18 protein-coding genes are annotated in these 19,064 nt (G+C 69.5%); 9 read left to right on the forward strand and 9 right to left on the reverse strand.

Annotation, left to right across the window (positions count from 1 at the left end):
* The first annotated feature begins 3 nt into the window (after window positions 1-3).
* Both HS104_25885 and HS104_25890 read left to right on the forward strand, forming a co-directional pair.
* On the forward strand, window positions 4-951 hold the full coding sequence (locus HS104_25885) for a hypothetical protein (protein MBE7483395.1): 948 nt from the start codon (window positions 4-6) through the stop codon (window positions 949-951).
* On the forward strand, window positions 951-2,414 hold the full coding sequence (locus HS104_25890) for a hypothetical protein (GenBank protein ID MBE7483396.1): 1,464 nt from the start codon (window positions 951-953) through the stop codon (window positions 2,412-2,414). The genes HS104_25885 and HS104_25890 overlap by 1 nt, the downstream gene beginning before the upstream one ends.
* On the opposite strand, the gene HS104_25895 is transcribed toward HS104_25890, so the two are convergent.
* The 5 genes from HS104_25895 to HS104_25915 form a co-directional block, all read right to left on the reverse strand.
* Window positions 2,385-2,891: a DUF4863 family protein gene (locus HS104_25895; protein ID MBE7483397.1), complete on the reverse strand. Its 507-nt coding sequence runs from the start codon at window positions 2,889-2,891 to the stop codon at window positions 2,385-2,387. The two genes, HS104_25890 and HS104_25895, sit on opposite strands and share 30 nt — an antisense overlap.
* A complete protein-coding gene (locus HS104_25900; protein ID MBE7483398.1) occupies window positions 2,888-3,280 on the reverse strand; it encodes a hypothetical protein in 393 nt (130 codons plus the stop codon). The genes HS104_25895 and HS104_25900 overlap by 4 nt, the downstream gene beginning before the upstream one ends.
* Window positions 3,277-4,305: a hypothetical protein gene (locus tag HS104_25905; GenBank protein MBE7483399.1), complete on the reverse strand. Its 1,029-nt coding sequence runs from the start codon at window positions 4,303-4,305 to the stop codon at window positions 3,277-3,279. Before HS104_25905 ends, HS104_25900 begins: the two co-directional genes overlap by 4 nt.
* Window positions 4,302-7,013, reverse strand: a complete 2,712-nt coding sequence (locus tag HS104_25910; protein ID MBE7483400.1) for a TonB family protein — start codon at window positions 7,011-7,013, stop codon at window positions 4,302-4,304. Before HS104_25910 ends, HS104_25905 begins: the two co-directional genes overlap by 4 nt.
* A gap of 139 nt (window positions 7,014-7,152) precedes the next feature.
* Entirely contained in the window at window positions 7,153-9,258 is a 2,106-nt protein-coding gene (locus HS104_25915) for a hypothetical protein (GenBank protein ID MBE7483401.1), read from the reverse strand.
* Window positions 9,259-9,451: 193 nt separating this feature from the next.
* Here HS104_25915 and HS104_25920 point away from each other — a divergent pair, with 193 nt between their 5' ends.
* From HS104_25920 to HS104_25930, 3 genes are read left to right on the forward strand one after another with little or no spacing between them, the layout of a single operon-like run.
* Window positions 9,452-10,717: a Glu/Leu/Phe/Val dehydrogenase gene (locus tag HS104_25920; GenBank protein MBE7483402.1), complete on the forward strand. Its 1,266-nt coding sequence runs from the start codon at window positions 9,452-9,454 to the stop codon at window positions 10,715-10,717.
* A 5-nt stretch (window positions 10,718-10,722) separates the two neighbouring features.
* On the forward strand, window positions 10,723-11,490 hold the full coding sequence (xth, locus tag HS104_25925) for an exodeoxyribonuclease III (protein MBE7483403.1): 768 nt from the start codon (window positions 10,723-10,725) through the stop codon (window positions 11,488-11,490).
* Window positions 11,491-11,537: 47 nt separating this feature from the next.
* Window positions 11,538-12,140, forward strand: coding sequence for a superoxide dismutase family protein (locus tag HS104_25930; protein MBE7483404.1), 603 nt, complete (start codon window positions 11,538-11,540; stop codon window positions 12,138-12,140).
* Window positions 12,141-12,486: 346 nt separating this feature from the next.
* Here the strand turns inward: HS104_25930 and HS104_25935 are convergent, their stop codons facing one another.
* Complete coding sequence (locus HS104_25935; GenBank protein ID MBE7483405.1) at window positions 12,487-13,383, reverse strand: hypothetical protein; 897 nt, start codon at window positions 13,381-13,383, stop codon at window positions 12,487-12,489.
* A gap of 10 nt (window positions 13,384-13,393) precedes the next feature.
* On the reverse strand, window positions 13,394-14,128 hold the full coding sequence (locus HS104_25940) for a hypothetical protein (protein ID MBE7483406.1): 735 nt from the start codon (window positions 14,126-14,128) through the stop codon (window positions 13,394-13,396).
* A 240-nt stretch (window positions 14,129-14,368) separates the two neighbouring features.
* On the opposite strand from HS104_25940, the gene HS104_25945 reads away from it, so the two are divergent.
* The 3 genes from HS104_25945 (at window position 14,369) to HS104_25955 (ending at window position 15,442) form a co-directional block, all read left to right on the forward strand.
* On the forward strand, window positions 14,369-14,674 hold the full coding sequence (locus HS104_25945; GenBank protein MBE7483407.1) for a hypothetical protein: 306 nt from the start codon (window positions 14,369-14,371) through the stop codon (window positions 14,672-14,674).
* 190 nt (window positions 14,675-14,864) lie between these two features.
* On the forward strand, window positions 14,865-15,053 hold the full coding sequence (locus HS104_25950) for a type II toxin-antitoxin system VapB family antitoxin (protein ID MBE7483408.1): 189 nt from the start codon (window positions 14,865-14,867) through the stop codon (window positions 15,051-15,053).
* The gene (locus tag HS104_25955; protein MBE7483409.1) at window positions 15,050-15,442 is read left to right on the forward strand and encodes a PIN domain-containing protein; all 393 of its coding nucleotides are present in this window, start codon (window positions 15,050-15,052) and stop codon (window positions 15,440-15,442) included. The genes HS104_25950 and HS104_25955 overlap by 4 nt, the downstream gene beginning before the upstream one ends.
* 49 nt (window positions 15,443-15,491) lie before the next feature.
* Here the strand turns inward: HS104_25955 and HS104_25960 are convergent, their stop codons facing one another.
* Both HS104_25960 and HS104_25965 read right to left on the reverse strand, forming a co-directional pair.
* Window positions 15,492-16,580, reverse strand: a complete 1,089-nt coding sequence (locus tag HS104_25960) for a DUF1704 domain-containing protein (GenBank protein MBE7483410.1) — start codon at window positions 16,578-16,580, stop codon at window positions 15,492-15,494.
* Entirely contained in the window at window positions 16,577-17,896 is a 1,320-nt protein-coding gene (locus HS104_25965; protein ID MBE7483411.1) for a PhoH family protein, read from the reverse strand. Before HS104_25965 ends, HS104_25960 begins: the two co-directional genes overlap by 4 nt.
* 141 nt (window positions 17,897-18,037) lie before the next feature.
* On the opposite strand from HS104_25965, the gene HS104_25970 reads away from it, so the two are divergent.
* A complete protein-coding gene (locus HS104_25970) occupies window positions 18,038-19,060 on the forward strand; it encodes a cupin domain-containing protein (GenBank protein MBE7483412.1) in 1,023 nt (340 codons plus the stop codon).
* Window positions 19,061-19,064: the final 4 nt, after the last annotated feature.

Below are 19,064 nucleotides of genomic sequence, written 5' to 3' on the forward strand. Positions count from 1 at the left end.
CCGATGCGTTGCTCCAAACGATTGGCAGCCCTGGTGGCGGCGCTCGCGGTGCTCTCCGCGGGCGCGAGCGCCGGGGCGGATGACGACGCCCAGACGGCCGAAGCTCGCCGCTTGTACGGTGAGGCGAAGAAGCTGATGGGTGACAAGAAGTACAAGGACGCGGCGCTGGCCTTCGAGGCGGCGGGTCGCCTGAAGGCCAACGCGGTCGCGCTGTACACCGCGGCTCAGGCCTGGGAGCTCGCCGGCGAGCCAGCTCGCGCCGCGGACGCCTACGCGCTCGCGCTCGTCACTCCGAAGCTGAACGACGCGCAGAAGCAGAAGTCCGACGAACGCCTGAGCGAGCTCGCGAAGGAGCTCGGGGTGGTCGCGGTGAACGGCGACGAAGGCACGCGGGTCCGGCTAGACGACCACATGGAAGTCGGCGTTCCCGCCAAGCTCTACGCCACACCCGGCGAGCACACGCTCTACGTCACGCGCGCCGACGGTTCGAGCGACGAACGCAAGCTGAGCTTCGAGGCGGGCAAGTCCCAGGAGGTCGACGCCGACGAACGGGCGGAGCCACAGCCCGACGCTCCCAAGGTCAAGAAGGTGAAGCTCTCCGAGCCGCGCAAGGTGCCGGTGGACGAGCCCGCCAAGGGCCCGAGCCCCTGGAAGACCCTCGGGTTCGTCGGCATCGGCGCCGGTGTCGCGGCGCTCGGTGGCGGGGTCCTGCTCGGGCTCTCGGCCAAAGACGCCGAGGACACCTACAAGAAGCGCCCGAGCCAGGAGACCCTCGACCACGCCAAGGGCCTGGAGAGCAGCACCAATATCATGCTAGTCGCCGGCGGCGTGCTGACCGCGGTGGGCGTCACCCTGGTGGTGTGGCCGTCGAAGAAAGAGAAGCCGCCGGCAGACAGCGCGCTGACCTTGCGGCTCGGCCCCGGCGCCGTGATGGCTGGAGGTCGGTTCTGATGCAAAAGCTCTGGATCGTGGCCGGCTGCGCGACCGCGCTCGGCGCGCTCTTCGGGGCGTGCAAGCTGGACCTGGACGAGAGTCTGATCGACAAAGGAGACGCCAGCGCGAGCGGTGGCCAAAGCGGTGCCGGCGGCAGCGGTGGCGGCTCGACCGGCGGAAGCGGCGGTTCCGGCGCAACGGGCGGCAAAGGCGACGGCGGCCCGTGCGACGCCGACACCCAATGCAAGACCGACGCCGCCTGTCTCGAAGGCCTGTGCGCCGGCGGGCAATGCCTGTTCGAGCTCTGCCCTTCGACCGCGGCGTGCACGGGGCGCAGCTGCGAGCAGACCTCCGGGGTGTGCGGCGCGCCCGAGGGCTTCGGCTTCAAGGCCGTCAGCATCGAGCTCACCGACAACATCGGCTGCAACGGCGTCGCCTCGCGCTGCGTGGCGGCGTTCGCCGATCTGGTGTTCGTCGCCACCGCCGACGGCACCTTGCACGCCTGGCGCACCACGAACCCGGCCAGTCCCGTCAAGCTCACCGTCGACGCGCCGACCTTCACCGTCGCCCGCATGATCGCGGCCGAAGGACGCCTGCTGATCTTGTCGGCAGTCGCCGCGGGCAAGCTCCAGCTGGCGTGGCTGGACCCGCCGGCGGACCCGAACGCCACCGCGCTCTCGCTCAGCCAGGTCGGCGTGAACTTCACCGGTGCGACCAGCGCCATCTACCCGGCGGGCTCCGGCTCGTTCCTGATCGTCGAGAACAGTGCGGCGAGCTTCTTCCCGGCGGCGCTGCTCCAGCCTCCGGTGCCGAACAACGCCACGGTGTCGGCGTACCCCTCGACGGGGCTGGCCCCGGGCGCGTCGATCGTCGCCTCCGCCGGGGATCGCCTGCTGAGCTTCCGCGTCGCCACCACGGCGAACCCCGTCGTGCCGACCTTCACGTTGGTCCAGAGCGCCGGCACGTCGAACGCTCAGAACGGCAGCGAGCAGACGCTCTCCTTCGAGGCGCCCCCGGACCTGACCACTCACTTCTTCGCGAGCGGGTTCGACGGCTCGGTGCTCTGGAGCACGAACAAGGTGTTCCGCGACACCGCTGACAACCCGCTCACCAACGCGGTGACCCTGCGCTGGGCCCTGCCAGCGGGAGCGAACAGCGTCGATGCGGCGCTGGAGGTCGATCTGGCCAGCTACTCGGACTCCGATTGGTCCACGGTGCGCCGCGGGCCGCTCGCGCTGGTGGACGCGAACACCGTGCTCACGACCACGGCGTACCCGGTGGATCCCCAGCAGACGCTGGTGCGCTCGGTGCAGCGCAGCGGCAGCTCGCTCACGCTGGGCACGGCGACCGCAGTCTTGCCCTTCGGCGTCGGTCAGATCGGCGTAGCGGCGAACCGCAAGGTCGGCTTCGTGCTCACTCCGCCCAGCACCACCCCCGCGCTGAAGACCACGCTACACGTCTTTGCGCCCGGCTGCGGCTGACGCGGGCTCGGGCTCGAAGCGGATGGCGCCGCCCGGCAAGAAGTACAGGATGTCCATCACTCCGCCGGACACGCTGGGCACGTGCCAGCTGCCCGGCGGGTAGACCGTCCAGCCCTCTGGATGGCCGTCGAAGCGCGGGTCGCCGCCCACGCGGAAGCACAGGTCGATCTCGCCGTTCGGGTGAGTGTGCCCGGGACCCGGACGATCCATGTTGACGCAGTCGATGCTGAGCTCGCCCGGGCTCGCCGCCTTCTTCACTCGCGACCAGCGCACACCGTCGGCCTCGCGGTCCGCGAGCCAGCGCGCGTCCACGCCGGCGCGCACCACTTGCCGCAGCTTCTCGAGCGCGGGGCCCTGAAGCGGCAGCTCGGCGTCGAGCTTCGCCTTGGCGCTCGGATCGCTCGGATCGATCCGAGCGACGACGCTGAGCACTGGCGCCAGGGCTTCGTGCAAGGCTTCGATGCCTTCGGCAGTCACTCGTCCACCTCCGTCAGGCAATTCCCGAGACAGCCCAAGTAGACCTTGTTGCGCAGCTCTGGCGCGCTCGGGGGGTTGTCGTTCGTCCACTTGGAGCACAGCTTCGCGCAGTTGTTGCCCACGCACTGCGTGTCGCCGCAGCCCTTCTTGGCCTCGGCGTGGAAGCTCTTGCCGGCAGCGACCTCGCGCCCGTCGGTCTCGCCGGGTACCCCGGGCAGAACGCCCGAACCAGCGCCCTGCGACTTCACCCCCCGCTGGTCCCTGGCGTAGACGCGCGGCACGCTGGGCGCTGCGCTGGCGCTGGGCGCGGGTCCAGCCTCGCCCTCGGGTTTGTGCGACTGGCACGCCAGCGCCGCGGGGGCACACAGGGAGAGCCACCAGCGCCTCATTGGACCAACACCTCTTGCCGCACCCACGCCGAGCCGCCCCGGTTGTCGTGCACGACGGCCCAGATGCTCATCGGACCCGGCTCCTTCGGCGCGTAGAGCTTGGTGCCGTAGTCGCCGTTCCAGCCCTTCTGCGCGTCGTTCAAGAGGCGCGCGTCGCTCTTCACTCCTCCGCGGCTGACGTAATACCGGATCCACATCTGCTCCTCGTAGTTCTTGCCGTAGGCGTCCACCGAGATTTGGTCCACCTCGGCGCTCGCCGGATCCACGACGGGCTGGATTGGGATCTCGGGGCAGCTGTCGTCGCCGTCGTCCGAGCAGGCAGCGACGCAGGGCGCCGTGTCGCAGTCGAGCGCTGTGGGCGGCGGATTGCCGACGCAGGCGCCGTCGATGCAGTTCGACTTCGCGTCCTGGCCGGCGACGCGGAAGCCGGTGATGATCGCGTTGCCGTTGCGGTACTCGTCGAAGGCGTAGATCGCCGAATATCCGGCCACGAAGTCGTCGGCGCCGAGCAGCTCGTCGCCCGGGCCGTAGCAGGCGACGGGGAACGCGACCGATTCACCTTCCGGCGGCGGACCGAGCTGGCCGGCGCAGGCCGCGAAGAACACGTAGGCCAGACCGTAGGGCGGCTGCTTCGGATCCACCGGGGGCGGACGGCTGGAGATGACGTCCGCCGGCATCGTGAAGGTGAAGGTGTCCCCGAGGCCGAACTGGATGCCGGGCGGAAGACCACCGGGACCCGGCGGCCCCGCCTGTGCGAACTGGGCGAAGCAACCCGCGTACAGGTCACCCGGCGGGTTGAAGCAGCCGGAGAACCATCCCACCTGCACGGGGCGCGGCGCCTTCTCCGAGCCGTCGTGCCAGAGCATCTGCATGTCGACGTCCTCGCCAGGCTTGGCGTAGGGCGCGCTCTTCTGCACCCCGAGCACCCGCAGCGTCTTGACCTCGTGAGGTGGGTCGAACTCCGCACCGCAGCCCAGGGCCGCAACGCCGAGTAGCGCCACGCAGGACAGGTCACGCGCTCTCAAAACTCACCTCTGATGCCCAGGCTGGGGATGATGGGCAGCCCGGTCTGGTAGCTCTCTTGCGTGTAATTGTAGTTGTAGGTCAGGCCTTCGACCGCCTGATTGTTGTAGGCATTGTAGAGGTCCAGGTAGGCCGAGAAGCGCCAGTCCTGGAACTGCCAGGCCTTGTCCACGCGCAGGTCGAGCTGGTGGAACAGGGGCAGGCGCCGGCTGTTCTGCTCGCCGGTCAGCTGGGCATAGGCGCCCGAGTCCGCCGCGAACAGCGAGGGCAGCGCCGGCGGCTGCAGCACCGGCGTGGTCAGGGGTCCCGACACCAGGCGGAAGCGTGCGCCGAACTCCCAGCCACGACCGAGGCGATAGCTGCCGAGGGCGACCAGGTTGTGCGTCTGATCGAACTGGTAGAGGTACTCGGGCTCGTCCGGGCCGTTCTGGCGCACCGAGCGCGAGAGCGTGTAGGCGATCCAGCCGAAGAAGCGCGCGTCCGGCTTGTACTTGAGCAGCGTCTCGAGCCCGACGACGGAGCCCTCGCCCTGGTTGTTGTAGGCGAAGGCGCCGGTCGCGGACGGCTCACGGCTCACCAGCTCGGTCAGATCCTTGTAGAAGCCTTCGACCGAGACCTCGATGTGGCGCGTCAGCTCCTGCTCGACGCCCAGCGCGTAGTGCACCGCGCGGTTCGAGCGCAGATTCGGCGTGCCGAAGACGGTGTCCGTCTCCTGGAACTGCGGCTGCTGGTGGAAGAGGCCGACGCCGCCCTTGACGGTGGTGCGCAGCCTCTTTCTGCCGATGGCCTCGTCTTCGGGCGAGGCCGTCGAGGGTACGAGATCGTAGCGCCCGTTGATGCGCGGGCTGAAGTCGGCGTGTCCCGAGTCGCGGGCGTAGTCCACACGGAAGCCCGGGACGACGCGCAGGCGCCGCGCCGGAGTCCACTCCCCTTCCAGATACCAGGCGGGGCGGAACCCGGTCTCGGACTGCTGCGCCTCCACCACGGGCCGCGTGGCGAAGGGGCCGGGGTCCGGCTCGCCCTCCCGCGGGGGTTGCGGAGCGCGGACCGTCACGTCGTAGGGCACGATCTGGAAGTCGTAGCCGGCGTAGAGCTTGAAGCCACGCGTCGCCTTGAAGCCGAACTCGTTGCGCACCGAGAAGGGGTAGGTGGCGAGATCGAACATCAGGTTCCCGAGCGCGAACTGGATCGTGTCCTTGCCGGCCGAGAACATACTGTTCACGTCGACGTCCCTCGAGAGCTCGCCGGTGTACAGTACCTGCGCGCGGTGCGAGGCGGTCCGGAGCGTGATGTTGCCGCCGATCAGCGGCTCCTCTGCCAGCGGATCCCGGATCAGGATCTCGAGGCGATCGTCGGTCCCGTAGGCGCGCAAGCTGAGCTTGCTGTTCTGCGCGGGCTTGTTCTCGGCGATGACCTGGTAGTCCCAGTAGACCGGCGCGGTGGTCACGCCGGCGCCTGCCTCCTCGAGCACCGGCTTGATCCAGGTGTCGATCCAGCTGCGGCGCGCGCCGGCGGCGAAGGACCAGCCCTTCAGCGGGCCGATCGGACCCTGAACGAGCATGCGCGCGTCGATCAGGTCGACCTGAGCGAGCCCGTGGTAGCAGCCCTTCTTCTCGGTCTTCTTGCCGTAGGGGCCGTCGCAGCGCGTGTCCGGAGAGCGCAGCCCCACGTCCACGATGCCGCCCATCACCCGACCGTAGCGAGCGCTGAAGTTGCCGGGGTAGAAGTCGATGCGCTCGAGCAGCTCCGTGGGGATCACGCTCGACAGGCCGCCGAAGTGGTAGATGAGCGGCACCAGCGTGCCGTCCACGAAGATGTTCGTGTCCTGCGGCGACGAGCCACGCACGATCAAGATGCCCGCGAGCCCGGGGGGCCGCGCCACGCCCGGCAGGTTCTGGATGGAGCGCAGCGCGTCGCCGCTCGTCCCGGGGATGCGGGCGATTTCTCGGCGCTCCAGCGTGCGACGCGTCACCTCGCGCGGCGGCCGCTCGCCCTGGACCGTGACCTCGAAGCCCTCCGCCTCCGGGGCCAGCCGATAGGTGATCTCCGCGGCCTCGCCGGCGACGACATCCTCGTCGTTCTCCTGGGCCTGGTAACCGTCGGCGCTGAGCTTCACGCGGTACTTGCCGGGCGGGAGGTTCTCGATGCCCCACTTGCCGTCGGCGTCGGTGGTGATGCGCCGGCTCGAGCCGTCCGGGAAGGTGACCAGCACCTCCGCGCCGGCGAGCGGCACGTTCGTGCCCGCGATGCGCAGGCTGCCGCCCAGGTTTCCCGTCTTGGGCGCCTCCGCGGGTGGGGCCTTCTCGCCCGGGGCGGCGGGCGCCTCCTTCAGCGTGAAGGAGTACTTGTAGAGGATCTTGGCGGGGACTGGCTTGCCGTCGCGGGTGGCGGGCTCGAACTCGAACTTCAGCGCCGCCGCCTGCGCTGCCTCGTCGAAGCCGTGGCCCGCGGGCTCGGCCACCTCGGCGTCGGTCACCTTGCCCTGGGTGTCGATGCTGAGCTTGAGCACGACGTCGCCCTGGATGCCGGCCTTCTGTGCTGCTGCCGGGTACGGCGCACTCTCGAACTTCACCAGCTTGGGCGGCACCACGACCGGCTTCTTCGGCTGGGCCTCCTCCGGCGGAGGCTTGACGACGGCGCCGGACCCGCCGCGAGGCACCGCCCCGCTGCCCTCGTCCTGGGCGCCGGCGCGCGCGGACCAACCGCTCATCAGGAGAGCAGTGCCAAGAGCGAGGGGGAGGCGCGCGGAGGGGCGGAGCACGAGGGTCTCACGCGCACCGAGCACGGCGGCGCGCCGCCCCGACTCGTAGCGCGCGGCTCAGCAGGTGAAAAGGGGGTTCAGCGAGGAATCAGGTGCAGCCGCCCGCACCGTTGCAGGTCTTCTGGCCGGGGCACTCGTCGGCCGGGTCCACGCCGTTGGCGATCGGGCTGCAAGTCCCGTAGTAACCGGCCAGGCCGCAGCTCTGGCAGGTGCCCGTGCAGGCCGTGTTGCAGCAGTAGCCGTCCACGCAGTTGCCGGAGGTGCAATCGGCCGCGAGCGTGCACTTCTTCCCGGTGGCGCACTTCGGGCAGCCGCCGGAGCCGCCGCAGTCCACGTCGACCTCCGCCCCGTTCTTGAAGCCGTCCGAACAGCTTTGGCAAGCCGCTCCGGAGCAGACGTAGCCCGCGCCGCAGGAGGCCGTGCCGTTGTCGACGCAGGTGCCGCTGCCGTTGCAGGTGTCCGCCAGGGTCTGCGTGCTCCCCGAGCACGAACCGGCGGCGCACACGGTGCCTGCGGCGTGGTACTCGCAAGCGCCGGCCTTGCACATGCCGGTCGTCCCGCAAGTGGTGGACAGCGTGTTGGGACACTCGTTGTCGGGATCGGTGGCGTCCTTCACGTTCCCGCAAGTCCCGGTAGTCAGGCCCGTCTTGATCGAGGTGCACGCCTTGCACGTGCCGGCGCACGCGGCATCGCAGCACACGCCATCGGCGCAGTATCCGGTCGTACAATCGCTGCCTGCGAGGCAAGTCAGGCCCTGGCCGCACTTCTTGGCGCAGACGCCGCCGCAGTCCACGTCGGTCTCGGTGCCGTTCTTGACGCCGTTGAAGCAGCCGCAGGTGCCGCTCAGGCAAGTGTCACCGGCGCCGCAGGTGCCGCAGGTGATGGTGCCCCCGCAGAGGTTGCTCTGCGAACCGCAGCTGATGCCCGCGACGCACTCCTTGGGCGTGCAGCACTGTCCAGCGGTGGTGCAGGTCTGACCCGTCGGACAGGTGCCGCAGTTGAGCGTGGTCCCACAACCATCCGAGTAGTTCCCGCAGACCTTCCCCGCAGCCGCGCAGGAGGTGGGCCCGCAGCAGGTGCCGCTGGCGTTGCAGACCTGGCCCCCGCTGCCGCAGGCGGTCCCCGCCGGGAGCTTGGTGTGGGTCGGGGAGGTGCCGACGCAGCTGTCGGTCGTGCAGGCGTTCTGATCGTCCTGAATGTCCGTGGAGTCTGCCTGATAGGTCGTGCTGCCGCTGCCGTTGCAGACGATCGTTCGGCAGTCTCCCTGGGTCTGCTGCGCAGCGGGCAGGGGCGTGCCCGCCGGGATGTAGGTGCTCGAGCAGCTGCCGCTCTTGCAGGCCGGGATCGTGCAGCTCCCGGTGCTGGTGGGATCGCAGTCGGAGTCTTTGACGCAGTCCACGCACTTGCCCGCGCCGTCGCACATGACCCCGCCGGACGAGGAGCAGGTGGTGCCCGCGGAGACGGGCGGGTTGGCCGGCTCGCCGTTCTTGCAGAGGTCTTCCGTGCACTCGTTGCCGTCCACCGGCACGTCGAAGTTGTCGATGTCGTCCGTGTCCTTGCCTTCGACGCACCGGCGTTCGTGGCAGTCGCCGGTCTTCTGCGACGCGCCGGGCGTCGGGATGCCGCTCAGCCCCTGGTTCTTGCAGACCCCCTGGCCGGCACACTCCGGCAGGCTGCACGGGACGCAAGCGTCATCGGTGCAGCCGTTGCCGTCGTTGCACTGACTGGCTGCGGTGGAGGGCGTGCAGAGGATCAGGCACTTTCCGGATTTGCACTGGCCAGCCCCCGTACCGATCTTGCAGGGCGTGTTCTCGAGCACGGGCTTGTTGAAGGGCGCGCCGTTCTCGCAGGTGTCGAGCGTGCACTGCTCGTCGTCGTTGGGGACGTCGCCGTTGTCGGGGACCTGGCTCGGGATGCCGCTCTTGCAGACGGTCTTGGCGCAGTCGCCCTCTTCCTGCTCCTTGGCGTTCCCGTCCGGCGCGACCTGCCAGCTGCACTTCCCGCTGGCGCAGGACTCCAGGGTGCAAGCGTTGCCGTCGTCGCAGTCCGAGCTGACCACGCAACTCTTGCCGCCTCCGTCGATGCCGGCGTCGCCGCCCAAGCCGGTGTCGCCGCCCGAGTCGCTGCCGCAGCCCAAGAGCGCCAGCGGGGCAGCACACAAGACCGAAACCGTGAGCCTACACCATCCCACCATGACTCGAGCCTACCACACACCGCTCGTTCGGGCCGTGTGTGCCTTCCGATCCGCTTACGCTTTTTGCAGCCGCGAAATTCCGGGCGGGCAGCAGTCGTGGTAGGTGCGGACAGCGTCCCACAACGGACTACGTAGGAGCTTCACCGTGGCGAGTACGAAGAAACGGCCCATTCCGAATTCGAAGGGCACCTTGCTGAAAGGGCCTGCATCAGCGTTCGACAACGCGCTCGTTCAATTCAATAGAGCAGCCAAGATCATCAAGCTGACCGCGGACCAGGTTGCGGTCATCCGCGAGCCGCGACGGATCGTGGAGTGCAAATTGCCGGTTCGGATGGACGACGGCTCGATCCACGCTTTCAAGGGCTACCGAGTGCAGCACAACATCGCCCGCGGGCCTGCGAAGGGCGGGGTCCGCTTCCACCCGGACGTGTCCCTCGACGAGGTGAAGGCCTTGGCGTTCTGGATGACCTTCAAGTGCGCCACCATCGGCATCCCGATGGGAGGCGGCAAAGGTGGGGTCATCGTCGATCCGACGAAGCTCAGCCACGGTGAGCTCGAGCGGCTGTCGCGCCGATACTTCGCGGAGATGATCGAGCTCTTCGGCCCCGACCGTGACGTCCCCGCGCCGGACGTGAACACCAACCCGCAGGTGATGGCGTGGTTCATGGACACGTACTCGATGCACCACGGCGGCGACTACTTGCCGGCCGTGGTCACCGGCAAACCGTTGGAGATCGGCGGCTCGGTCGGCCGCAACTCGGCCACCGCGCAGGGCATGGTGTTCTGCGTAAGGCGCGCCGCGGCGCACCTGGGCCTGAGCCTGAGCGGCGCCACCGTGGCCATCCAAGGCTACGGCAACGCCGGCTCCTACGCGGCCAAGCTGCTGCGGGAACAAGGCTGCAAGATCGTGGCCGTCTCGGACGTCGCCGGGGCGTTCACCTGCAAGGACGGCATCGACCCGAACGTGGCCATCAACCACGTGGACAAGCACAAGAACCTCAAGGGCTTCGAGAAGGTGCGCGGCGTCGAGAAGCTGGCCGATCCGATGAAGCTGATGGAGCTGCCGGTGGACATCCTGATCCCGGCGGCGCTGGAGAACCAGATCACCGCCAAGAACGCCGGCCGCATCAAGGCCAAGATCATCGCGGAGTGCGCCAACGGTCCCTGCACACCCGAGGCCGACGACATCCTCGAGAAGAAGCGAGTCTTCGTGATCCCGGACATCCTGTGCAACGCGGGCGGCGTGGGCGTCTCGTACCTCGAGTGGGTACAGAACCGCATGGGCTACTACTGGCGCTACGAGCGCGTGCTCGAGGATCTGGAGCACATGATGACCACGGCGTTCGACACGGTCTTGAAGGTCTCGCTCGAGCACGACGTACCGATGCGCACCGCCGCCTTCATCGTGTCCATAGGGCGCGTGGCCAAGGCCTCGGAGTTGCGGGGCTTGTACGCCTAATCCCGATGCGCATCGCCACCTGGAACGTGAACTCGATCCGCGCGCGCGTGGACGCGGTGGTCGGGTGGATCGAGCGCCACGAGCCCGACGTCCTGTGTTTGCAGGAGACGAAGGTCGTGGACGACGACTTCCCGACGGACGAGCTGCAGCGACTGGGCTACGCGGTGGCCATGGCCGGGCAGAAGACCTACAACGGCGTCGCCATCGCCTCGCGCCTGCCCATGCGTGACGTGTCGGTCGGGCTCTCCGACGGCGCGAACGACCCGGACAAGCGCCTGATCGCCGCCAGCGTCGGCGGGATCCGGGTGCTCTCCGCCTACGTGCCCAACGGGAAGTCCGTGGACAGCCCGAGCTTCGCCGTGAAGCTCGCCTTCTTCGATCGCCTGGCGAAGACGCTGTTGGACCAGGCCCCCGACAAGAGGGGGCTGGTGCTGTGCGGGGACTTCAACGTCGCGCCGGACGAGCGGGACGTCTTCGACCCGGAGCGGATGCGCGGGCAGCTCCACTTCCACCCGGACGAGCACCGCGCGCTCGGCAAGCTGCTCGGGCTCGGGCTGGTGGACGCCTACCGGCTGCACCATCGGGAGGGCGGCCGCTTCTCCTGGTGGGACTACCGGGGGGCTGGCTTCGCGAAGAACGAAGGCCTGCGCATCGATCTGGTGCTGCTGAGCGGCGACCTGGCGGAGCGCTGCACCGGCGCCCACATCGACGCGGAGGAGCGGCAGCGGGACAAGCCCTCCGATCACGCGCCGGTCTTCGTAGACCTCGTCTGACGGGGGCCTTTGCAGCGCGGGCCGGGAGCGTTAAGAACCGGACCACCATGATCCGAGCCCTGCCTCTCCTGGGTGTTTCCCTGTTGGTCGCCGCCTGCGGAGGCTCCACCCCGCCCCCGCCCGAAAGCCCCGAGCCGGCCGCCAAGGAGCCGGCCGCCAAGGAGCCTGAGCCCGAGGCCGAGCCCGAGGCGGCCAAGGAGCCCGCGCCCGCTCCCATCGAAGTGACGATGGAGGCCAAGAGCGGGAGCAAGCTCGCGGGCAAGGCCACGCTCGAGGAGACCGCGGACGGCGTGAAGGTCACCCTGAGCGTGAGCGGCATCTCGCCGGGCCCGCACGGCGCGCACGTCCACGAGAAGGGGGACTGCAGCTCACCGGACGGCAAGAGCGCCGGCGATCACTTCAACCCGGGCGGTCACAAGCACGGCATGCCCCACGGTTCCGAGCGCCACCTGGGAGATCTCGGCAACATCGAGATCGCCGCGAACGGCGAGGGCAAGCTCGAGATCACCATCGCCGGCGCCAACCTGAAGCCGGGCGACAAGAGCTCGTTCCTCGACCGCGCCATCATCGTCCACGAGAAGAAGGACGACGGCGGGCAACCCGTCGGGAACGCAGGCGGAAGAATCGGCTGCGGGGTGATCAAGCGCTAGATCACCGTTCCATCATCGGCGACAGGAGATGAGCGGCGCCCCGGTTTTGTGAGGGCGCCCGGCCACGCAGAGTGTCATCGGTATCGGCCAGAGCGGCCGCGATTGGATGAGGCGGTCGCTGGACCTGCCGGCCTCATGCCGATCGGAAGCCATGGAAGAAGTGATTCGGCGACACCGAGCGCGGTGCTTGCCGCGGCGCGCTCGAGGCACTCACCCGCGGAGATGCCATCGCGCGGCGGCTGCCGCGGGGCTACGGCCCGCTGCGCGACCAGCTCGGCCGGGAGCTGCAGAGCGCCTACCTGCAAACCGGGTGTAGGGCCTCGCGTCGCGCACGATGACCTCGTCCTCACCCGGCCGGCGCACACGCGATGCGACCCTGAGCCCGCGCCGCCGCCAGGGCGTCGACGACTTCGCTCCGGAGCTCAGCCGAACGCGCCAGCGCGCCGAGCCGCGGCACGACCAAGAGCTCTCCGGTCCCGAGGGGCAGCCAGGGTAAGAGCGGCGCGTCGTCCGCTTCGGCCAGCGCGGCAAGCGACCAGGCGTCGCGGTCCCGCACCTTGCGAAGGTGGGTCTGCCGCTCACGGCAGTCCTGCTGCAAGGAGCGGAGGGCAGCCGGTGCGTCGCGCCTGGCCTGAAGGTCGGAGTCGATCACGAGCGCGAGCGCGGACACCGTGCTGGGAATGCGGGCCCGGAGCGCATCCCGAACGCGCTCGCGCTGCCCAGGCGAGAGCCCGCTCACCAGGGCGCCGCCGGTGATGGGCCAAGCGGCGAAGCGCGCTCGGCGGGCCAGCTCGTCTTCGGGCGTCGAGCTCGGCCAAGCCGCCAAGAGCCGCTCGCCGTCAGCCGGCCGCGCGGCCTCGCGGAGGATCCGCACCGCGACATCGTGGGCCACCCAGCGCTCCTGGATCACCTCTTGTGCTGCGTTCATCACGGGCACGAACCAGCCTCTGACCTCCGCGAGCTCCTCCCGAAGGTCGCCCGAGACGAGGTCCAAGCCGGTCGGGCTGGTGCGAGCCTCCAGCGCCGTCAGCAGACCGGACATCAGCTCCAGCACCCGATCGCGCTCGCGGGCGGGCAGCGTCATGACGCCCAGCCACACCGCGTCACCCGGGCGCGCCGCCGCAGCGCCTGCTCCGACGCCCTGGCGGTAGGCGAGCAGTGGGCCACAGGGCTCCTTCCCGCCGGTGCGGCGCCCCGACATCCGCCATCCGAGCAGGCCGGATGCGCCGAGCACGCCGAGCACGCCGAGCGCCCTAACGGCGCTGCGCCGAGAACTCGAAACCGGCACTGGTGTACCCGCTCAGCGTCGAACCGTTCACCTCGACGTGTAGCGTCCCCTTCGTGTTCCCATGGCCTGCGCACGCAGCGTCCATGCGGTTGCCCGCGAACTCGACTGTGCAGCTGCCGACCCCGGGCTGCTCCAGCTTCCACACTCCTCCGAGGTCACCGAAAATCGAGGGCGCCGCTGAGACGCGGCTGCCGGCGAACTTCGCGTTCTCGGGGTTCGGCAGCCACTCGGGGACCTTCGGACCACCCAAGTCGCTGTCCGTGAGCCGTTTGCACGCTCCATCGGCCGTCGTGTGAAGCGAGAGCGAGCAACCGTACAGCGGGTTCCCGTTCAGGGCGTCGGCCGTCCAGTTCCCTGAGACGTTCAGCGGGATTGCGCCGAGGGACAACGCGGGACCGCCGTGGGCAGTCAGCACGAAGCTCGAATCCCCGTTCCAAGCGGTGGGGTCGTTCCAGATGACCAGCAGGCCCGTGGCCGTGCGCTGGGCTGTGAGAGCGCGCGCCCCCGTGGTGACGAAGAAGTGATCGGGGCCGATGTCGACAGTCGCCTGCTCAGGGTCCTTACCCCACCGGGTGCCGACACCGTCCCAGACTCCAGCCAGGCTCGGGTTCCCGCCGCTCGGGGAATCCCCGCCGGTCGAGCCGGTGCAGGCGCACACGAGAGCGGCGCAAGCCAGAGCCAACCTCCCCGCTGGGTTCATGCCCACATCTTCGCCCACCCGACGGGGCGCCGCAACCCGCTTCCACGGGGCGCACGCGGAGCGTGAAATCCGGGTGCGCGCCCGCGCCCTCGCTCTCGCCCTGGCGCTCGCGTTCGCCTCCAGCCGTGACTTCGAGGTACCGCGTCAACACGCGCACGCGCTCCTGAGACTCACTCCCCCGGCAAGACCACGTCGAAGCCCTCGGCGTGTGCAGCGCTCGTCAGCGGTGACGAAGACACGGTGCACCGACCGACGGCGGTGGGGACAGAAGACTTCCTGGTGCTCGAGCAGGCACCGGCGGAGCGGTCGGTCCAGTACGAGGTGGCGCTGAGCGGCAAGGTGCGGGGCCTGCGCCTCGTCGCCGGCAGCGTGCAGCTCTTGGACGCGGGCGGCGCACCACGCCTGCGTATGGTGCCGCCGTACCTGGTCAAGAGGCAGCGGCGGTACTACGAGCGGCACCGGGGGCGGTATCACGGGCGGCACGGGCGGGGGTGGAGCGGCGGCTCCGGCGGACGAGGGGGGATGTGGTTGCCGCGCGGCGGGTAGGACTGGTGGAGTTGGCTCGGGGTGGCTCGCGCTCCTTGGGCTGGGTTTCGTGCTTGGGCGGCGTTGGCCCACCGCCCCGTCCGGCCACCGCCATGGTGTTTGGTGGCGGAAGTAGCGCTCGACTCGCGGAGAACCGAACTGGCGTGCGGCGAGATGGCTCTAGGCATCGAAATCATGCATACTCGTATGCATGAGGACGACTCTGAACCTCGACGACCAGCTGGTACGACTGGCGCTGAGAGCGAGCGGGGCGAAGACCAAGACCGAGGTCATCGAGCTGGGATTGCGGCTCTTGGTGGAGCGTGAAGCAAGGCGCCGCCTCAGCGCATTGGCTGGGAGGTTGCCTGACCTCGAACCGACTCCGCGACGTCGCTCATGACGCCCGTTCTCGTCGACACGTCCGTCTGGCGGCGCTTCTTCGCGGGCAAGTCGAGTGTAGAGAGCCGGCAATCGCTCGAGGCCCTTCTCGACGAAGACGGCGCTGTACTGGTGCACACGGCGGTAGTTGGCGAGCTGGTGCTTGGCGGGCTCTCGGCTCGTGAAGAAAGCCTCTTCGGAAGGTTGCCTTTCGCTCCAAACATCACGGATGAGGAAGTCCTGACGTTCATCAAGCGGCGCAAGCTCGCACGCCGCGGCATCGGCTGGGTCGATGCGCAGTTGCTGGCCAGTGCGCTCGTCGCGACATCGACCTTGTGGACTGCCGACCGCAAGCTGACCGAGGTCGCGACGGCTCTCGGCATCGCGTTCCCGGGCCGATGGCCGCCTTGACCAGGCCTGGCGCAACGCCCGTCCCTTTGGTGCGCGAGGAAATTGCCTGCTACGCCGCCCGCGCGCGCATCAGCTCCGGCGGCTCCCCGAGCTCCCGGAGCACCGGGACCGCGCCGACGGCGATACGCCCTCGCTCGAGCCAGCGCTCGGCCTCGGGGTCCAGGGCGAGCAGCCGCCCCACACGCGCGAGCGCCGTGAGGTAGACGATCTCCCGCGCGAGCCCGGCGCCCCGGTGGACCCGGTTCGCGATCAGGACCGCCTGCTCCACGTTCGCGCCGAGCGCGAGGAGCAGACGCACCGTCTCGACGAAGTCGGCACCAAGGCGGACCGCGATGGCCGCCAGGTGGCGGCGCCCGAGCTCTGCGCGGCGCTCTGCACCCAGGCAGCCGTTGCGTTGCTCGAGCAACAGGGCCCTCCCCTCTTCGTCGTCCGAGCCCCCCGCCGTTCCGACGGAGAACAGGGCCGAGCTCTCGGACCTTGCCCGGGCGCGCGGCAAGGCGTGACCCTCGATCTCGTGGCGCACGATGCGCTCGACGTCGAACCGGCGGTAACGCGCGCCGCCGCGCACGACGATGATCCCATCCCCGGTGGCAGCCGCGGAGAGCAGGTCGTCGTGAACCACCACGCGGAACGGCAGCCGGTGCGCACCCACTGCGCGTCGCATGGCGGAGAGCAGGCTCTCTGGGCAGTGCTCGTCGTCACTGTCGACGGCCTCACCGCGCTGGGCGCTCGGGCTCTCGACCGCCCAGGCTTCGGCCCAGGTCCGGGCGGTCTTCCCGTCCTCGGAGGACTCGACGGGGTAGCGGCGCGCCGCCTGAGCCGCGAAACCCGGGGTCCCCACCCGCTCCGCGAGCTCCGCTTCCACGGCGAGCTCGCGCGCGCGGTCTGCGTAGAGGCGGCCCCAGCCGCAGCAGGTCTCCGCGTGCCGTGCGACCTGCTCGAGCCCGGCGCACACGTCCGCGAGCCCCGCGGCCGGCGCGAATTGCCACGCCGGCGCTCGCTCGTGCCCGCGTTGCCACGCCTCGAGCACGCGCTCGAGCTCGACGCGGGCGTTCGTCGGGCGGCAGCGCTCGGCGAGCGCGATCACACGCTCGGCGTGCGCGAGCCCCCGCTCGAGATCCCGGCGGCGGACGGTCATAGCTTGTTTGCGGCGATGTTCGCGAGCTCGCTGCGCTCACCTTTCGCGAGCAACATGTGCGCGGTGATGTTCTCGCCGCGAAGCCGGTCGAGCGCGACGCTGAGGCCGTTGGTCGCGCTGTCCACGTAGGGGTTGTCGATCTGGAACGGATCGCCCGTCAGGACGATCTTCGTGCCCTCGCCGCAGCGGGTGATGACCGTCTTCACCTCGTGGGGCGTCAGGTTCTGCGCCTCGTCCACGATCACGTACTGCTGCGGCAGGCTGCGACCACGGATGTAGGTCAGCGGCTCCACCTGGATCTGCCCGGACTCGAGCAACTCCTCGAAGCCGCGCACGCCGCGACGCTTGCCGCCACCCGCGGCCAACAAGAACTCCAGGTTGTCGAAGATGGGCTGCATCCAGGGGTTCAGCTTCTCGTCGATGTCACCTGGCAAGAAGCCCAGGTCGCGTCCCATCGGCATCACGGGCCGGCTGACCAGGAGGCGCGCGTACGCGCCGTCGTCCACCGTTCGCCGGAGTCCGGCGGCCAGCGCCAAGAGCGTCTTGCCCGTGCCCGCCTTGCCCACCATGGTGACCAGGCGGATCGAGTCGTCGAGCAGGAGATCGAGCGCGAAGCTCTGCTCCTTGTTACGCGGGCGAATGCCGGACAGGCCCTCGCGCGGGGTCCGAAGCGCACGAATCTCGCCCTTTTCGGCGTGGAACCGCGCGAGACCGGTACGCTGCCGCGGGCTGTCGTCCCGGAGCAGCACGCACACGTTCGCGTACAGGTTGGCGCGGCCGTTGGCGGGGATGGCTCCCGTCTCGAAGAACCGGTCCATTTCCTCGGCCGTGATCGGGAGCTCGACCACGCCCGTGTCCAGGTGCTCCACGTCCACGGACTGGTTCTCGTAGGCCTCCGTGCGCAGACCGAACGCGTCCGCCCGGATGCGCAGGTTCACGTCCATGGTCACGAAGATGGTCGGCCGGTCCGGGTACTGATCGCGCAGCTCGACGGCGCACTGCAAGATGGCGTGATCGCCGGAGGACGGGCGCAGCGCGATCTTCACTTCGGGTCGCGTGCTCGGGACGTAGACGCGCAGGGTACCGCCCTCGCCCGTCTTCACGCCTTCGGACAGGGAGCCGTACTTCTCCCGCTGGCCATCGAGCAGCCGCGACACCGTGCGGGCGTTGCGGCCGCGCTCGGCGTTGTCGCGCTTGAACTGATCGATCTCCTCCAAGACGTAGATCGGAAGAATCAGGTCGTTGTCCTCGAACTTGAAGAGCGCGTATGGGTCGTGGAGCAGTACGTTCGTGTCGAGGACGTAATTCTTCTTCATGAGGCGACCTGGGCTCCCCCCTCCCATCGGACGTGCGCGGTACGTGTCGAATGAGCAGTGTCCTCTGAGGTCGGTTCCCCTGCAACGCACAATCGCCGAAACGCCTTGCCGGTCTCGGCGAAGCGAGCCACCCTCCGGCGCATGAAGCGCACGGTCGTGCTGTTTTCCGCGGCCTTCTGCCTGCTTGGCTGCTCCCGCACGGCGCCCGAAACCAAGTGGCCGCCGCCCGGACCCAAGGACGGGTTGCCGTTCATTCCGCTCGCCGAACCGAGCGACGAAGAGCCAGCCGAAGCGCCGAGCGCGCCCGCCGCGCCGCCGGAGTCGGCAGGCATCGACGGGAGCCTGCCCGCCAGCTTGGCGATGGTCCTCGCGCGCAGCCACACCTGCAAGGACAGGGAGTGCAAGCTCGACAAGATCGTCCCGGATCCCGGCTTCGCCAAGGCGGCCCCGAGCGGCTCGGACTCACCCGGCACGCTGTGGCTCGAAGAGCTCGCCCCGAACAGCGTCGTGCTCCTGCCGCGCCACCACCAGCTCGAGCTCCTGGCAGTGGCTCTGAGCGGAGAGACCCTGGTGAGCGGCGACGACGGCGGCGCGGTGAAGCTGGAACAGTGGGGCGCGCTGCGCGCGCCGGGCCTCGGCGTGATCTTGAAGGCCGGCAGCGTCGGCGCGAAGCTCGTGCTCGGGCTGGCCGCCAAGAGCGGCACGCTCGAGGCCGCGCTGGCGCGGGCGCAGCAGAAACCGTTCGAGGTGCGCTGGAGAAAGCGCCCTGGTCCCTTGGCCCACGTCGCGCTGCCTGGTGCGAAGGATCTGAGCTGGGGCGCCGGAGCGTTCCACGCCCGCATCGCCTTCGGCGGCGAGGCTCCGATCCCGGGCAGCCTCGGCGTGCTCTTGGCGGCGCGCTCGGCCGAGATCAAGGAGCACGACCACCCGACCTGGGAGCACATCGCGGTGCTGGACGGGGCCGGCACGATGAAGCTCGGGGGCAAGGACCACCCGGTCAGCGCCGGTGCCGTCTTCGACATACCTCCTGGCGAAAAGCACGCCTTCGTGTCCTCGGGGAAGAGCGGGTTGGTCGCGATTCAGATGTACACGCCGTCGGGCCCCGAGCAGCGCTTCGTCAAGCTGGCGGAGGGCGAGAAGCCGGCGACGGAGCCCAAAAAGTAGGCGT

The sequence above is a fragment of the Polyangiaceae bacterium genome (genome assembly GCA_015075635.1).
Classification (GTDB): Bacteria; Myxococcota_A; Polyangia; order Polyangiales; family Polyangiaceae; genus JADJKB01.

Excerpts from the sequence above, each read along its gene's own strand:
- HS104_25885 (MBE7483395.1), top strand. The coding sequence starts at position 4 with ATGCGTTGCTCCAAACGATTGGCAGCCCTGGTGGCGGCGCTCGCGGTG.
- HS104_25890 (MBE7483396.1), top strand. The coding sequence starts at position 951 with ATGCAAAAGCTCTGGATCGTGGCCGGCTGCGCGACCGCGCTCGGCGCG.
- HS104_25900 (MBE7483398.1), bottom strand. The coding sequence starts at position 3,280 with ATGAGGCGCTGGTGGCTCTCCCTGTGTGCCCCCGCGGCGCTGGCGTGC.
- HS104_25910 (MBE7483400.1), bottom strand. The coding sequence starts at position 7,013 with ATGAGCGGTTGGTCCGCGCGCGCCGGCGCCCAGGACGAGGGCAGCGGG.
- HS104_25915 (MBE7483401.1), bottom strand. The coding sequence starts at position 9,258 with ATGGTGGGATGGTGTAGGCTCACGGTTTCGGTCTTGTGTGCTGCCCCG.
- xth (MBE7483403.1), top strand. The coding sequence starts at position 10,723 with ATGCGCATCGCCACCTGGAACGTGAACTCGATCCGCGCGCGCGTGGAC.
- HS104_25930 (MBE7483404.1), top strand. The coding sequence starts at position 11,538 with ATGATCCGAGCCCTGCCTCTCCTGGGTGTTTCCCTGTTGGTCGCCGCC.
- HS104_25940 (MBE7483406.1), bottom strand. The coding sequence starts at position 14,128 with ATGAACCCAGCGGGGAGGTTGGCTCTGGCTTGCGCCGCTCTCGTGTGC.
- HS104_25950 (MBE7483408.1), top strand. The coding sequence starts at position 14,865 with ATGAGGACGACTCTGAACCTCGACGACCAGCTGGTACGACTGGCGCTG.
- HS104_25955 (MBE7483409.1), top strand. The coding sequence starts at position 15,050 with ATGACGCCCGTTCTCGTCGACACGTCCGTCTGGCGGCGCTTCTTCGCG.
- HS104_25960 (MBE7483410.1), bottom strand. The coding sequence starts at position 16,580 with ATGACCGTCCGCCGCCGGGATCTCGAGCGGGGGCTCGCGCACGCCGAG.
- HS104_25965 (MBE7483411.1), bottom strand. The coding sequence starts at position 17,896 with ATGAAGAAGAATTACGTCCTCGACACGAACGTACTGCTCCACGACCCA.
- HS104_25970 (MBE7483412.1), top strand. The coding sequence starts at position 18,038 with ATGAAGCGCACGGTCGTGCTGTTTTCCGCGGCCTTCTGCCTGCTTGGC.